Genomic DNA, 14,137 nt, shown 5'->3' with positions numbered 1-14,137 from the left:
CCGGATGTCCGCGCACGCCCTGCGGGTCGCGGTCGTCGGCGGGGGACCGGGCGGGCTGTACGCCGCCGCGCTGCTGGCCCGCCAGGGCCACGCCGTCGAGGTCCGGGAACGCGGCGCACCGGACGAGACCTTCGGCTTCGGCGTGGTCCTCTCCGACGAGACCCTCGGCGGCATCGAACAGGCCGACACCGTCGTCTACGCCGCCTTGAGCGCGGAGTTCGTGCGCTGGGACGACGTGGACATCGTCCACCGCGGCCGGATGCTGACCTCCGGCGGCCACGGATTCGCCGCACTCGGACGGCGCCGCCTGCTGGAGATCCTCCACGAACGCTGCGCCGGCCTGGGCGTCCGGCTCCACTTCCGCACCGGGCCGGTGGCCGCCGAAACCCTGCGCGCCTCGTACGACCTGGTGGTCGCGGCGGACGGGGTGCACAGCGCCACCCGGGAGGCCGGGGCCGCCCACTTCCGGCCGACCGTCACGAGCGGGCGCTGCCGCTACATCTGGCTCGCCGCCGACTTCGCCTTCGAGTCCTTCCGCTTCGAGATCGCGGAAACCGAGCACGGGGTGATGCAGCTGCACGCCTACCCCTACTCGGCCGACTCCTCCACGGTGATCGTGGAGATGCGGGAGGAGGTGTGGCGGGCGGCGGGCTTCGACCTGTGCGACGAGACCGAGTCGGCGGCCCGCTGTGCCAAGATCTTCGGCGAGGCCCTGCGGGGCCGGCCGCTGCGCGGGAACCGCTCCGCGTGGACGGACTTCCGCACCGTCGTCAACGCCCGCTGGTCCCACGGCAACGTGGTCCTGCTCGGCGACGCCGCGCACACCGCCCACTTCTCCATCGGGTCCGGCACCAAACTCGCCGTGGAGGACGCCCTCGCACTCGCCGGAGCGGTGGCCGCGGAGGCGGACGTACCGGCGGCCCTCGCGGCGTACGAGGCGGCACGGCGCCCCGCCGTCGCCAGCACCCAGCGGGCGGCCGCCGCCAGCATGCACTGGTTCGAGGAGATCGCCGGATACGTGGCACAGCCCGCCCGGCAGTTCGCCTTCAACCTGCTCACGCGCAGCCGCCGGGTCACGCACGACAACCTGCGGCTGCGCGACGAGCGGTTCACGCGCGCGGTGGAACGGGACTTCGGCTGCCCGGAGGAGGACCCGCCCGGCTCGCCGCCCGGGACGCGTACCCCGCCCATGTTCACCCCCTTCACCCTGCGGGGGCTGACCCTGCGCAACCGGGTCGTCGTCTCACCGATGGACATGTACGCGGCCGAGGAGGGCGTCCCCGGGGACTTCCACCTCGTGCACCTGGGCGCCCGCGCGCTCGGCGGGGCGGCGCTGGTGATGACGGAGATGGTCTGCGTCAGCGCCGAGGGCCGGATCACCCCCCGCTGCACCGGGCTCTACACCCAGGAGCAGGCGGCGGCCTGGCGGCGGATCACCGACTTCGTCCACACCTCCGCGCCCGGCACCGCGCTCGGCGTCCAGCTCGGGCACTCGGGGCGCAAGGGCTCCACCCGCGTGATGTGGGAGGGGATGGACGAACCCCTGCCGCACGGCAACTGGCCGCTGGTGGCCGCCTCCGCGCTGCCCTACCGGCCCGGCGTCTCGGCGGTCCCGCGCGCCCTCGCCGAGGCCGACCTGCCGGCGCTCCGCTCCGAGTTCGCGGCGGCCGCCGTCCGCGCCGCCGACTGCGGGTTCGACCTGCTGGAACTGCACTGCGCCCACGGCTACCTGCTCTCCGGGTTCCTCTCCCCGCTGACGAACCGGCGCACCGACGCCTACGGCGGCCCCCTGGAGAACCGGCTGCGCTTCCCGCTGGAGGTCTTCGACGCGGTGCGCGCCGTCTGGCCCGCGGACCGCCCGATGACGGTCCGGCTCTCGGCCACCGACTGGGCGCCGGGCGGCACCTCGCCCGAGGAGGCGGTGGAGATCGCGGCCGCGTTCGCCGCCCACGGCGCGGACGCCATCGACGTCTCGACCGGCCAGGTCGTCGCGGACGAGGCCCCGGAGTACGGGCGCTCGTACCAGACGCCCTACGCCGACCGGATCCGCAACGCGCTCGGCGTCCCCGTCATCGCCGTCGGCGCCCTCTCCTCCTGGGACGACGTCAACTCCCTGCTCCTGGCCGGCCGAGCGGACCTCTGCGCCGTCGGCCGCCCGCACCTCTACGACCCGCACTGGACCCTGCACGCGGCCGCCGACCAGTCCTACGAGGGCCCCGCCGCGCCCTGGCCCGCCCCGTACCGCGCGGGCAGCCGCAAGCCGCCTACCGGTCGGGGTTGAGGCACTCGTGGCACAGGCACGGCTCGGGATGGTGCCAGTCGAGCCAGCGCGCGCTGCGCAGGTCCCGCGCGTGCCGCTCCATGAAGAGCGCCGACTGCGCCGCGTCCGCCTCGGCGCTCTCGCCGCAGAACCTGGACCATTCGGCAGCGCGCAGCACCGCCGGGCTGCGGACGAACTTCGTGCGGAACGTGTGCAGATGGCGGGCGTGGACGTACGCGCTGACATGGCGCCGCGCGTTGCGGGGCCGGCCGACGACCATGCAGTAGTCCCCGTCGACCACATCGTGGACGTACACCTTGGCGCCGCCCTTGAACGTCTTCGTGCCCGGGCGCTGCCCCTGACCGCCCTCCCCGCAGCGGCGCCACTCGACCACGTTCGCCACGAGCATCCAGGCCGGTTCGAGGGGCTCGTCGGGCTCGTCCTCCGCGCTCACAGGACGGCGATCTCGGCGCGGTCCTCGACCGGGGTGTAGCCCAGGCGCAGGTAGATGCCGTTGCTGGTGGGGTTGGCCAGGTCCGTGAAGAGGAGGACCTCCGAGGCGCCGGCCGCGTACGCCGCTTCGCTCGCCGCGTGGGTCACGCCGGCGGCGTAGCCGCGGCCGCGGAGCGCGGGCGGGGTGTAGACCGGGCCGACGCGGGCGGCCGAACCGATCGGGCGGGTGAAGGAGGCCAGCGAGACGGGGGCGCCCCCGTGCTCCCAGAGCAGGATGCCGCCGTACGAGAGCCGGTCGCGCAGGGCCGTCTCGGAGGCGCCGCCCGGGATCCGGACCTCCACGTGGAAGGCCTCGATCCACTCCAGCAGCAGCGGTAGATCGGCCTCGGTGGCGGGCCGCGCCCGCCCCGGCGGGGCGGGATCCGGGGCGACCAGCCCGGCCAGCCGGTACAGCCGGTTCTCCTCGGTGACCCGCGTGGGGCGGCCCCAGGCCCGCGCCAGCGCCTCCGCGTCCGGGCGGCGGGCGTTGATCCCGTCGAGGCCCGCGAGCAGCGGCTCGGTGGCGAGCGCGTCCCCGAGCGCCCGGACCGCCTCCTCGGGCAGCGCGCCGAGCTGCAGCGGGAACGGCGGGGTGCAGAGCAGGCCTGCGGACACGGAGCCGTCCGCCCCGGTCCACCAGCCGAAGAGGGGGTCGTCCTCTCCGTAGGCGTGGATCCCCTGCCGCTCCAGCCTGTCGGCGACGGTCAGCAGGAGGGTGTTGGGGACGGGCTGCGCGCGCACGGCCGGAGCGGCCGCGGCCAGATAGGCGGCGAGGTCAGAGGTGAAGGTCCAAGTCATGGCCCATCCTGGCGCGCCACCGGATCCGCATGCGACCGCTTTTCCGGGTCAGGGCTGCGCGAACCGCCCGCCGAGATCCCGCAGCCGGGCGTGGAGCTCGGCGAAGACGGCGGCCGCGCGGTCGCCCGGCCAGTCCGCCGGGAGCAGCTCGTGCGGCAGGCCCGGGTCGGCGTAGGGGAGGCGGCGCCAGCTGTCCAGGGCGAGCAGATAGCCGCGGTACGCCTGCTCCGGGCTCGGCTCCGGGCCCGACTGGAGGGCGCGCAGGGCCGGTTCGTGCAGATCGAGGAACTCCTCGTGCTGCTTGGCCAGGGCGGTCAGGTCCCACCAGCGGGCCACGGCCTCCGCGGTCGGCGCGAAGCCGAGGTGGGCACCCCGGAACAACTCCACGTACGGGGTCAGGTGCAGTCGCTCCAGCGTGTGCTCCGTCTCCTGCGCCAGCCCGGCCGGGGCGATCCACACGCCCGGCGCCACGGCCCCGAAGCCGAGCCGGGCCAGCCGGGAGCGCAGCAGGTGCCGCTTGTGCCGCTCCTGCTCCGGGACGGAGAACACCGCCACCAGCCACGCGTCGGAGGGCGGCGGGCCGCCGTAGATCCGCCGGTCGCCGTCGTCCAGCAGCTGCCGCGCCTCCTCGGAGACCTCGTACGCCGCCGAGCCGTCCGCCGCGCGCGCGGGCAGCAGGAAGCCGCGCCGCTTCAGCCGGGACACCGACGAGCGGACCGACGGGGCGTCCACGCCGGCCGCGCCCAGCAGGCGGATCAGCGCGGAGACCGGGACCGGGCCCTCGAAGGCCCGCCCGTAGGCTCCGTAGAACGTGACGATCAGGGATCGCGGGGTGTGCTGCTCGACCACGGGTTCACTCTAGATCGCGCAGCCGGAAGCGTTGCAGCTTGCCCGTCGCGGTCCGGGGGAGCGCGGGCACGAAGACGAAGGAGCGCGGGCACTTGTGCGGGGCCAGCTCGCCGCGCATGAAGGTGCGCAGCTCCTCGTCCGTGAGCACCACACCCTCACGTGTGACGGTGTACGCGACCACGATCTGCCCGCGTCGCTCGTCCGGGCGGCCCACCACCGCGGCCTCCACCACGTCCGGGTGGCGCATCAGGGCCTCCTCCACCTCCGGGCCCGCGATGTTGTAGCCCGCCGAGATGATCATGTCGTCGGCGCGGGCGACGTAGCGGAAGTAGCCCTCCGGATCGCGCACGTAGGTGTCGCCGGTCAGGTTCCAGCCGTCCCGCACGTACTCGCCCTGCCGCGGATCGGCCAGGTAGCGGCAGCCCACCGGGCCGCGCACCGCCAGCAGCCCCGGCTCGTTGTCGGCGACCGGCCGGCCGGAGCCGTCCACGACCCGGGCCTGCCAGCCCGGGACCACCCGTCCGGTCGTACCGGGCCGGATGTCCTCGTCGGCGGCGGAGATGAAGATGTGCAGCAGCTCCGTGGCGCCGATGCCGTTGATGATCCGCAGGCCGGTGCGCTCGTACCAGGCCCGCCAGGTCGCGGCGGGCAGGTTCTCCCCGGCCGAGACGCAGCGGCGCAGCGCGGAGAGGTCGTACACGCCCACCTCGTACGGGCCCAGCGCGTCCAGCATCGCCCGGTAGGCGGTCGGCGCCGTGAACAGCACCGTCACCCGGTGCCGGGCGAGGGCCGGCAGCAGGTGCCGCGGGGCGGCCTCCTCCAGCAGCAGCGCGGACGCGCCCGCCCGCAGCGGGAACACGACCAGCCCGCCCAGGCCGAAGGTGAACCCGAGCGGCGGGCTGCCGGCGAAGACGTCGTCCGGGCGGGGCCGCAGGACCGTACGGGAGAAGGTGTCGGCCACCGAGAGGAGGTCGCGGTGGAAGTGCATGCAGCCCTTGGGGCGCCCGGTGGTGCCGGAGGTGAAGGCGATCAGGGCGACGTCGTCCGCGGAGGTCTCCACCGCCGGGAACGGCACCCCGTCGTGCCGCTCGGCCAGCCGCAGCAGATCGTCCGGGTCCTCGCCCCCGTACGGGGTGATGCGCAGCCCCGGCACCTCGGCCTTGACCAGGTCGTCCAGCACCCCGGTGTGGCAGACGGCATGGCTCACCCGGGCCATCGCGCAGACCGTGGCCAGCTCCTGCGCCCGCTGCTGGGGCAGGACGGTCACCGCCACCGCTCCCGCCTTCATCACCGCGAGCCAGCAGGCGGCGAGCCAGGGGCCGGTCGGTCCGCGCAGGAGCACCCGGTTGCCGGGGACCACGCCGAGATCGACAGTGAGCACGTGGGCCAGGCGGTCCACGCGCCTGCGCAGCCCGCCGTACGTCCACGTCTCGCCGGCGCCGTTGCGGAAGGCCGGGCGGTCGGGCCCGAACCGGTCGATGGTGGCGTCCAGGAGCTCGGCCCCGCAGTTCAGGCGGTCCGGATAGGCCAGTTCGGGCAGCTCGAAGAGGAGTTCCGGCCAGCTGTCGGCGGGCGGCAGGTGGTCGCGGGCGAAGGTGTCGGCGTGAGCGGATGGCTTGAGTTCCAAGGCGGGTTCGCCCCCTTGCAACGGTCCGGGGTGTGGGGTGGAGCCGGCCGTGCCGTGCCTGTTGCCCCACGAGCGTATCGTGATGGTGACGGCAGTCAACAGGACGCGATAGATGCGGGGACATTCGGATGACCGGATTCGCGCTCGGGGTGGACCAGGAGGACTGGTGCGGGCAGTTGCGCGCACTGGCGGCCGGGCGGCTGAGGCCGCTGGCCGAGAAGGGGGAGCCGGGGCGCGTCAACCGGCCCCTGCTGGCGGAGCTGGGCGAGCTCGGCCTGCTGGAGCGGGTGTTCGCGTCGGGCGCGCTGGACCTGTGCCTGCTGCGCGAATCCCTCGCCTACGGCTGTACGGAGGCCGAGACGGCCCTCGCCCTCCAGGGGCTCGGCGCCCACCCCGTCCTGCGGGCGGGCAGCGCCGCGCAGCGGGAGCGCTGGCTGCCGGCGGTGCGCGCCGGGCGGGCGGTGGCGGGCTTCGCGCTGAGCGAGCCCGGGGCGGGCTCGGACGCGGGGGCGCTGGCACTGGCGGCCGTACCGGAATCCGGGGGGCGCGGCGGGTGGCGGCTCAGCGGGGAGAAGTGCTGGATCTCCAACGCCCCGGAGGCGGATTTCTACACCGTGTTCGCCCGAACGGGTGAAGGCCCGGGCGCGAAGGGGGTATCCGCCTTCCTGGTCCCGGCGGACCGCCCCGGACTCGGCGGCGAACCGCTCGACATGCTGTCCCCGCACCCCATCGGCTCCCTCACCTTCGACGGGGTCCCGGTCACCCGCGAGGACCTCCTCGGCGAGCCGGGCCAGGGCTTCCGCGTGGCGATGCGGACGCTCAACCTCTTCCGGCCGAGCGTCGGCGCGTTCGCGGTGGGCATGGCCCGGGCCGCGCTCGACGCCACGCTCGCCCACACCGCCGGCCGGGCCGCCTTCGGCGGGACCCTGAGCGACCTCCAGGCGGTGGCGCACCGGGTCGCGGAGATGGCCACCCGCACGGAGGCGGCCCGCCTGCTGGTCTACGCGGCGGCCGGCGCCTACGACCGCGACCCCGCCTCCCCGGAGGTCCCGCGCCGGGCGGCCATGGCGAAACTGCTGGCCACGGAGACGGCCCAGTACGTGGTGGACCACGCGGTCCAGCTGCACGGCGCCGTGGCCCTGAGGCGGGGCCACCTGCTGGAGCACCTCTACCGGGAGGTGCGGGCGCCCAGGATCTACGAGGGGGCGAGCGAGGTGCAGCGCGGCATCATCGCGAAGGAGCTGTACGGGTCCCTGCGGGCGAAGGCGGCGACCCGATGAGCCCGGACGGATCGGGCCGGCTGGACCGCATCAACCCGGCGGAACTCTCCCCGCCCACGGGCTTCTCCCACGCGGTGGCGGCGACGGGCACCCGGCTGGTGTTCCTGGCGGGCCAGACCGCGCTGGACGGCGCGGGCAAGGTCGTCGGGGCCACCCTGCCGGAACAGTTCGAAGTGGCCCTGACCAACCTCCTGACGGCCCTGGCGGCGTCGGGCGGGACGCCGGCGGATCTGGCGCGGGTGACGGTGTACGCGGTGGATGTGGCGGACTACCGGGCACACGCCGCCGAACTGGGCCGCATCTGGCGCCGCTTGGCGGGCCGCGACTACCCGGCGATGGCCGTCATCGGCGTCGTCCGCCTCTGGGACGACCGCGCCCTGATCGAACTGGACGGGGTGGCGGCCCTCCCGTAGCCCGCTCCCCGGGACGGCCCCGCCGGTCGGACCGGCGGGGCCGTGCTCGCCCTTCGCGTCGCCGGGCCGCAGGCCGGCCGCCCCGGAGCTGCCGGCTCCCCGGGTGGCTAGCCGCGCGTGCGGCGGCGGTACTCCGGCGTGGGGACGCCGCCCACGCCCCAGTTCTCCAGGGCGACCTCGTCGATGAGGACGAAGGTGGTCGCCGGGTCCTTGTCGAGGACCTTCACCAGGAGGTCGGTGACCCCCGCGATGATCTCGGCCTTCTGCGCGGCGGTGGCGCCTTCACGGGTGATCCTGACGTTGACGTACGGCATGCGGATGTCCTTCCGGAACGGGGTGGTCGGGGATCTTCGGAGGGGGCCGGGCGGTCAGGAGCGACCGATCACGTGGCCGCCGTCCACCCGCAGGGCGTGCCCGGTGACGAACCCGGCGCCCGCCAGGTACAGCACCGCCTCGGAGATCTCCGAGACCTCGCCGACCCGGTTCAGCAGGTGGAGCCCGCCGAAGGCGTCCACGTCGGAGTCCGCGTGCAGCGGCGTGCGCACGACTCCGGGCGCGACGAGGTTCACGCGGATGCCCTCCGCCGCGAGCTCGGCGGCCAGGCTCCTCGTCAGCGCGTGCACCCCCGCCTTGCTGACCACGGGCGCGGAGGCCGGGAAGCCCGCGATCGCGTGGTCCACCAGGACCGTGCCGATGTTGACGATGCTGCCGCCGCCGCCCTGCGCGCGCAGCGCCCGTACGAAGGCCTGGGTGGTGAGGTAGGTGCCCTTCAGGTTGCCCGTCAGGTAGCCGTCGAGCTCCTCCGCGGTGACCTCGGTGAACGGCCTGGAGGCGAACGTGCCCGCGTTGTTGACCAGGACGTCGATGCGACCGAAGCGGTCGAGCGCGGTACGGACGAGGGCCTCGCCGGTCCGCGGATCGGCGATGGTGCCCGCCACCCAGGCGGTCCGCTCCGGGTGGCCCAGGCCGGCCGCGGCCTTGGCCAGGCGGTCGGCGTCCCGGCCGCCCAGGACGACGTTCGCGCCGCTCGCCAGGAAGGCGCGGGCGATGTCGAGGCCGATGCCGCTGGAGGAGCCGGTGACGAGCGCGGTGGTGGTGCCGGTGTCGGTCATGGTGCGTGTGCCTTTCGTGGCTGGGCCGGACGGTTCGTCCTGCTGACACCGAAAACGTACGAGCCGCCAACTCATAAGACCACGACGTAGTTTGGAGCATGTGATAATCCCCGGTTATGGATGTGGATCTGCGTGACCTGGAGCTCCTGGAGGCGACCGCCGAGGCAGGCTCCCTGACCGCCGCCGCCGAGCGGCTCTACGTCAGCCAGCCCGCCCTCAGCCAGCGGCTGACCCGCCTGGAGGCCCGGCTCGGCATGCGCCTCTTCGACCGCAAGGGCCGCCGGTTGATCCCGAACGCCGCAGGCCGCCGACTGCTGGTCGCCGCCCGCCAGATCCTCGGCGAACTGGAGTCGGCCTCCCGCGACCTGCGGGACATCCGCGACGGCCGCGACCGGCGGGTCCGCTTCGCCGCGCAGTGCAGCACCACCTTCCCCTGGCTGCCGCCCGTGCTGCGCGCCTTCCGGGCGCGCGAACCCGACATCGAGGTGCGGATCGAGACGGTCCCGGACGACGCACCGATCCCGGCGCTCCTCGCCGACCGGATCGACGTCGCGCTGATCACCAAGCCGGACCTGCAGATGGACCGGGTGTCCCTGACCACGCTGTTCGACGACGAGATGGTGGCCGTGGTGCCCGAAGGGCACCCGTGGGCCTCCCGCGAGCACCTCACCGCCCGTGACTTCGATGGCGCCGACCTGGTCCTGTACGACTTCTACGACCAAAAGCGCATCCCGTCGATGCCGCTGCCCCTCCCCACCGGCGCCCGCCCCGCCCGGATCACGACCATGCCGGTGGTGACGGACCTGGTGGTCGAGATGGTGGCGGGCGGCCAGGGCGTGACGGTGCTGCCCAACTGGGTGGCCGCCCCGTACGTCAGCTCGCACGGCCTCGCCCTGGTCCGCATCGGCGCGCGCCCGCTGACCCGCACCTGGTACTGCGCCACCCGCCCGGGCCCCCGCCCGCCCCACCTCGACGCCTTCGTCGAGGAGCTCGTCTCACGGCTCAAGCGCCCGGTCCGGCACGTGCGTTGAAGGGCCGGCGCAGCAGTCGGGCGGCCGGGATGACGAACTGATGGGTGCACAGGTCTTGCCAGTGCAATTTCACATTACTATGTTACAGCTCACACCGCGGCACGTTAATCCCCGTCAAACGCCGTGTGACCCGGGGCGGTTCACCCGTCCCGGGGCCGTTCGCGCACCACCCCCCACCCCACCCTCTCCAAACAGGAGTCCTCGGTGCTCAAGCACAGAGCTGTGCGTTCGTCCCTCCTCGCCTCCGCCGTCGCCGTGACGCTCCTCGCCACCGCCGGCCAGGCCGCCACGCAGGCCGCGGAACCGGGGACCACCGCCGCCGTCGCACCCGGCGCGACGGCGCCCGGCGCCTTCTCCGGCGCGCCCGCCGCGAATCCCTTCGACGAGGTCGACCGTCTCGCCCACCCCCAGGAGCCGAAGCCGGCCTCCGCCCTGGCCCCCGGCGGCGCGGCCGTCACCGGACAGGTCCCCGGCGCCGTGACGCCCGCCGCCCCGCCCGCCGCGAGCACCGAGAAGAGCCGCTCCGCGGCCCAGGCCGCCCCCACCGCGCGGAGCCTCGCCGTCGCCGTCCCCTGCACGCTCGACGGCATCACCGGCCTGTCCCCGGAGCAGTTCGCCGACTTCCTCGCCGACCAGGCCGTCCTGGCCGACGGCTGCCTGCGCGGCCTCATCTGGACCTGGGACGCCCGCCTGGCCCCCGTCATGTCCGACGCCCACGTCCAGGCGGTGTCCCGCCGGATATCCGGCCTGGCCGCCGCCCATGACGGCCGCAACTCCTCGCACCTGGAGGAGATGTTCACCTACCTGCACGCCGCCGTGTACCACGACTTCTCGCGCGACGAGATCGACCTCACCGACGCCGCGACCGTCGACGCGATGCGCCGCGCCATCGAGGCCTTCGGCAACGCCCCCCACAGCTTCGACGTCACCGCCTCCAACGCCCGCACCCTGCGCGAGGCCCTCTACGCCGCCGGCCCGGGCCTGCGCCAGCACCAGCTCGGCCTCGTCAAGAAGGTCCTGGCGACCATGGACGCGTCGCACCCCGAGACCCACAAGGACCAGACCTGGGGCGGTGCGGCCCTCGCCGCGCTCACCGTCAACTACCTCGGTGTCTACCCCGGCAACCAGGACTCCGCCTTCCACGCCGCGGTGAAGGCCGACCCCTCCTACCGCGCCGCGTTCAAGGCCTTCGCCGGCTACACCCACCTCAAGGGCACCGCCAACGCCTGGGTGACCCGCGACGCACTCGGCGAGTACGGGCGCTTCGGCCAGATCGACGGTCTGCGCGACCAGATCGTCCCCGACCTCGGCTCCCTCCTCGGGTCCGTCAAGGCGGACTGGGGCAACGGCAGCGAGCAGTGGGCCAAGATCGTGTCCTGGCTCAACACCTACGAGGCCTGCAAGCCGTACGGCGTGTGCAAGGAGGACATCGAGAAGATGCTCTTCCCGAACACCTACACCTACGACAACGGCGGCATCAAGGTCCGCACGGCCCTCGACCGGGCCACCGTCGACCAGCTCTACTACGCGAGCAAGCAGGTCAAGGCGCAGTACCACCGTGTCCTCGGCACCGACCAGCCGCTCGCCGGCGACCCCAACAGCACCCTGAACATCGTGCTGTACGCCTCCCGCGCCGACTACGTCACCTACCAGACGATGCTGTACGGCTACGGCACCAACAACGGCGGCATGTACATCGAGAACGGCGCCACCTTCTACACCTACCAGCGGCGCGTGCCCCAGGACTCCTCCCTCACGCTGGAGGAGCTCTTCCGCCACGAGTACACGCACTACCTCAACGGCCGCTACGCCGTCCCCGGCTTCTTCGGCGAAGGCCCCTGGTACGAGGGCGACCGTACGACCGCCATGGACGAGGGCACCGCCGAGTTCTTCGACGGCGCCACCCGCGACAACGGCATAGCCGTCCGCAAGTCCCTGGTCAAGGGCGTCATCAGCGACACCGCCGGCGGCGGCCCGCGGATGTCGGTCGAGCAGCTGCTGAACGCCACGTACGACGGCGACGGCTTCCGCTTCTACAACTACGCGGGCACCTTCTTCGAGTTCCTCTGGACCGAGAAGCCCTCCCTGCTGCGCGAGATGTACACGCACCTGCGCAACAACGACGTGGCCGCCTACGACGCCTGGCGCCACCGGATGGGCGCGGACACCTACCTCCAGCGGGACTACGACCGCTTCCTGGACGCGCAGATCGCCAAGGTGGACCAGCTCTTCGTCCCGAACACCTCCTTCACCCCCAACGAGCGGCTGCGCGACTCGGCGCTCGCCTCGGTGAAGTCGGCCTTCGCCACCGCCACGTACAACACGCCGGACTGCGTCGAGAACGGTGACGCGGGCAAGCGGCGCTTCACCTGTACGGGGCGGATCACCGCGAACCTGAAGAACTGGCGCAGCGAGGACCAGAACTTCAAGGACATGTCCGAGACGGTCGACTACTTCCTCCTCGACCGGGCCGGCGCGGCCTCGAACAACCTGGCCGACATGAACTGCTCCTTCGGCGCGCCGGAGATCTGGTCCAACAAGGTCGCCGCGACGTCGAGTTACAGCTGTGAGGGCCCGCTCCGCAGCTGATCCCCACCGGACCGGTCCCGGTTGCGGGACCGGTCTGGGCAGGCCCTAAAGAATGTGACATATTACTGCCGTGCTCAAGACACAGTCTCCCGACGTCGTGATCATCGGCGCCGGCGTCGTCGGAGCGGCCTGCGCCTATTACGCGGCCCGCGCCGGACTCTCCGTGGCCGTGGTCGACCGGGGCCCGGTCGCGGGCGGCACCACCGGCGCCGGCGAAGGCAACCTGCTCGTCTCCGACAAGGACGCGGGCCCGGAACTCGACCTGGCCCTCCTCTCGGCCGGGCTCTGGCACGAACTCGCCGCCCTCCTCCCGCAGGAGATCGAGTACGAGCCCAAGGGCGGCCTCGTCGTCGCCCCGGACGAGGCTTCGCTCGACGCGCTGCGGAACTTCGCGGAAGGCCAGCGCAAGGCCGGTGTCGAAGCGGCCGAGGCGGGGGCCGACGACCTCCGCGCGCTGGAGCCGCACCTGGCCCCGGGCCTGGCCGGCGGCTTCCACTACCCCCAGGACGCCCAGGTCCAGCCCGCCCAGGCGGCGGCCCGGCTGCTGGCCGCCTCGGGCGCCGAGGTGCACCTCGGCGAGGAGGTCACGGAGGTGCTCCTGGACGAGGCGGGTGCCGTGCGGGGCGTCCGCACCCCCCGGCGCGAACTCATCGCTCCCTCGGTGGTCAACGCGGCGGGCACCTGGGGCGGCCACATCGCCTCCCTCGCCGGGGTCGACCTCCCGGTCCTGCCACGCCGGGGCTTCGTCCTGGTCACGGAACCGCTGCCGCGCGTCGTCCGCCACAAGGTCTACGCCGCCGACTACATCGCGGACGTCGCCAGCGGCTCGGCGGCACTGCAGTCCTCGGCGGTCGTCGAGGGCACTCCCTCGGGCCCGGTCCTGATCGGCGCCACCCGCGAACGCGTCGGCTTCGACCGCTCCCTCTCCACCGAAGCCCTGCGCCGCCTCGCCTCCCAGGCGGCAGCCCTCTTCCCGTTCCTGGCGGACGCCCGCGTCCTGCGCACCTACCACGGCTTCCGCCCCTACCTCCCGGACCACCTCCCGGCCATCGGCCCGGACCCCCGCCGCCCCGGCCTCTACCACGCCTGCGGCCACGAGGGCGCCGGCATCGGCCTGGCCCCCGCCACCGGTACGCTCATCGCAGCCGCCCTCACCGAAGCCGAACCCGCCGTGCCCCTGGCCCCGTTCCGCCCGGACCGCTTCACGTGACCGGGGCCGCCTTCCCGCTGCGCGGAGCCTTTCCCCCACCCCGCCCCTTCCCGAAACCGGGGGCTCCGCCCCCCGGCCCCCGCGCCTCAAACGCCGGCGAGGCTGAGTGTGCCCGGCGTAACTGGCCAGGTGCGGCTCAAGGATCCGGGGCTCCGCCCCAGACCCCGCGCCTCAAACGCCGGCGAGGCTGGAGTTTGCCGGGCGCGGCTGGATTTTGCCCGGCCGGTACTGGAGTTTGCCCGGCCGGGACTGGATGTGCCGGCCGGTACTGGAGTTTGCCCGGCCGGGACTGGATGTGCCGGCCGGTACTGGAGTTTGCCCGGCCGGGACTGGGTGTGCCGGCCGGTACTGGAGTTTGCCCGGCCGGGACTGGATGTGCCGGCCGGGACTGGATGTGCCGGTCGGGGGTCGGGGACGGGGTGGGGTGTCGGCCGGGGCGAAAAAACGAAAAAATAGGGCGCACGCCGCGCCCCCCC

12 protein-coding genes are annotated in these 14,137 nt (G+C 73.7%); 6 read left to right on the top strand and 6 right to left on the bottom strand.

The features are described 5' to 3' along the window. Positions 1–4: 4 nt before the first annotated feature. Positions 5–2,281: a bifunctional salicylyl-CoA 5-hydroxylase/oxidoreductase gene (locus ACFTXQ_RS05015; protein WP_382635954.1), complete on the top strand. Its 2,277-nt coding sequence runs from the start codon at positions 5–7 to the stop codon at positions 2,279–2,281. On the opposite strand, the gene ACFTXQ_RS05010 is transcribed toward ACFTXQ_RS05015, so the two are convergent. The 4 genes from ACFTXQ_RS05010 to ACFTXQ_RS04995 are packed head-to-tail and all read right to left on the bottom strand — an operon-like array spanning position 2,265 to position 6,026. Next, complete coding sequence (locus ACFTXQ_RS05010) at positions 2,265–2,714, bottom strand: hypothetical protein (protein ID WP_382635952.1); 450 nt, start codon at positions 2,712–2,714, stop codon at positions 2,265–2,267. The genes ACFTXQ_RS05015 and ACFTXQ_RS05010 overlap by 17 nt on opposite strands. Continuing rightward, on the bottom strand, positions 2,711–3,550 hold the full coding sequence (locus ACFTXQ_RS05005; protein WP_382635951.1) for a GNAT family N-acetyltransferase: 840 nt from the start codon (positions 3,548–3,550) through the stop codon (positions 2,711–2,713). Before ACFTXQ_RS05005 ends, ACFTXQ_RS05010 begins: the two co-directional genes overlap by 4 nt. 48 nt (positions 3,551–3,598) lie before the next feature. After that, a complete protein-coding gene (locus ACFTXQ_RS05000; RefSeq protein ID WP_382635949.1) occupies positions 3,599–4,399 on the bottom strand; it encodes a PaaX family transcriptional regulator C-terminal domain-containing protein in 801 nt (266 codons plus the stop codon). 4 nt (positions 4,400–4,403) lie between these two features. Next, complete coding sequence (locus ACFTXQ_RS04995) at positions 4,404–6,026, bottom strand: AMP-binding protein (protein ID WP_382635947.1); 1,623 nt, start codon at positions 6,024–6,026, stop codon at positions 4,404–4,406. A gap of 128 nt (positions 6,027–6,154) precedes the next feature. Between ACFTXQ_RS04995 and ACFTXQ_RS04990 the strand changes: the two genes are divergently transcribed. Together ACFTXQ_RS04990 and ACFTXQ_RS04985 are read left to right on the top strand one after the other, a co-directional pair. Then, positions 6,155–7,306, top strand: coding sequence for an acyl-CoA dehydrogenase family protein (locus ACFTXQ_RS04990; protein WP_382635945.1), 1,152 nt, complete (start codon positions 6,155–6,157; stop codon positions 7,304–7,306). After that, positions 7,303–7,719, top strand: a complete 417-nt coding sequence (locus ACFTXQ_RS04985) for a RidA family protein (protein WP_382635943.1) — start codon at positions 7,303–7,305, stop codon at positions 7,717–7,719. The genes ACFTXQ_RS04990 and ACFTXQ_RS04985 overlap by 4 nt, the downstream gene beginning before the upstream one ends. 107 nt (positions 7,720–7,826) lie before the next feature. Here ACFTXQ_RS04985 and ACFTXQ_RS04980 read toward each other — a convergent pair whose 3' ends face one another. Beyond that, positions 7,827–8,033: a 4-oxalocrotonate tautomerase family protein gene (locus ACFTXQ_RS04980; RefSeq protein WP_382635941.1), complete on the bottom strand. Its 207-nt coding sequence runs from the start codon at positions 8,031–8,033 to the stop codon at positions 7,827–7,829. 54 nt (positions 8,034–8,087) lie between these two features. Next, positions 8,088–8,831: an SDR family NAD(P)-dependent oxidoreductase gene (locus ACFTXQ_RS04975; protein WP_382635939.1), complete on the bottom strand. Its 744-nt coding sequence runs from the start codon at positions 8,829–8,831 to the stop codon at positions 8,088–8,090. A gap of 116 nt (positions 8,832–8,947) precedes the next feature. Between ACFTXQ_RS04975 and ACFTXQ_RS04970 the strand changes: the two genes are divergently transcribed. The 3 genes from ACFTXQ_RS04970 (at position 8,948) to ACFTXQ_RS04960 (ending at position 13,661) form a co-directional block, all read left to right on the top strand. Then, on the top strand, positions 8,948–9,862 hold the full coding sequence (locus ACFTXQ_RS04970; RefSeq protein WP_382635937.1) for a LysR family transcriptional regulator: 915 nt from the start codon (positions 8,948–8,950) through the stop codon (positions 9,860–9,862). 204 nt (positions 9,863–10,066) lie between these two features. After that, entirely contained in the window at positions 10,067–12,451 is a 2,385-nt protein-coding gene (locus ACFTXQ_RS04965; RefSeq protein ID WP_382635935.1) for a collagenase, read from the top strand. Positions 12,452–12,521: 70 nt separating this feature from the next. Beyond that, on the top strand, positions 12,522–13,661 hold the full coding sequence (locus tag ACFTXQ_RS04960) for an NAD(P)/FAD-dependent oxidoreductase (RefSeq protein WP_382635933.1): 1,140 nt from the start codon (positions 12,522–12,524) through the stop codon (positions 13,659–13,661). Positions 13,662–14,137 lie beyond the last annotated feature (476 nt).

This window comes from Streptomyces sp. NPDC057010 (assembly GCF_042673805.1).
Taxonomy (GTDB): domain Bacteria; phylum Actinomycetota; class Actinomycetes; order Streptomycetales; family Streptomycetaceae; genus Streptomyces.
The sequence above is the reverse complement of the archived record's forward strand: the minus strand, read 5'-3'. Positions and strand labels throughout refer to the sequence as shown.

Coding starts and splice junctions, on each gene's coding strand:
- ACFTXQ_RS05015 (WP_382635954.1), top strand. CDS start 5: ATGTCCGCGCACGCCCTGCGGGTCGCGGTCGTCGGCGGGGGACCGGGC.
- ACFTXQ_RS05005 (WP_382635951.1), bottom strand. CDS start 3,550: ATGACTTGGACCTTCACCTCTGACCTCGCCGCCTATCTGGCCGCGGCC.
- ACFTXQ_RS04990 (WP_382635945.1), top strand. CDS start 6,155: ATGACCGGATTCGCGCTCGGGGTGGACCAGGAGGACTGGTGCGGGCAG.
- ACFTXQ_RS04985 (WP_382635943.1), top strand. CDS start 7,303: ATGAGCCCGGACGGATCGGGCCGGCTGGACCGCATCAACCCGGCGGAA.
- ACFTXQ_RS04980 (WP_382635941.1), bottom strand. CDS start 8,033: ATGCCGTACGTCAACGTCAGGATCACCCGTGAAGGCGCCACCGCCGCG.
- ACFTXQ_RS04975 (WP_382635939.1), bottom strand. CDS start 8,831: ATGACCGACACCGGCACCACCACCGCGCTCGTCACCGGCTCCTCCAGC.
- ACFTXQ_RS04970 (WP_382635937.1), top strand. CDS start 8,948: ATGGATGTGGATCTGCGTGACCTGGAGCTCCTGGAGGCGACCGCCGAG.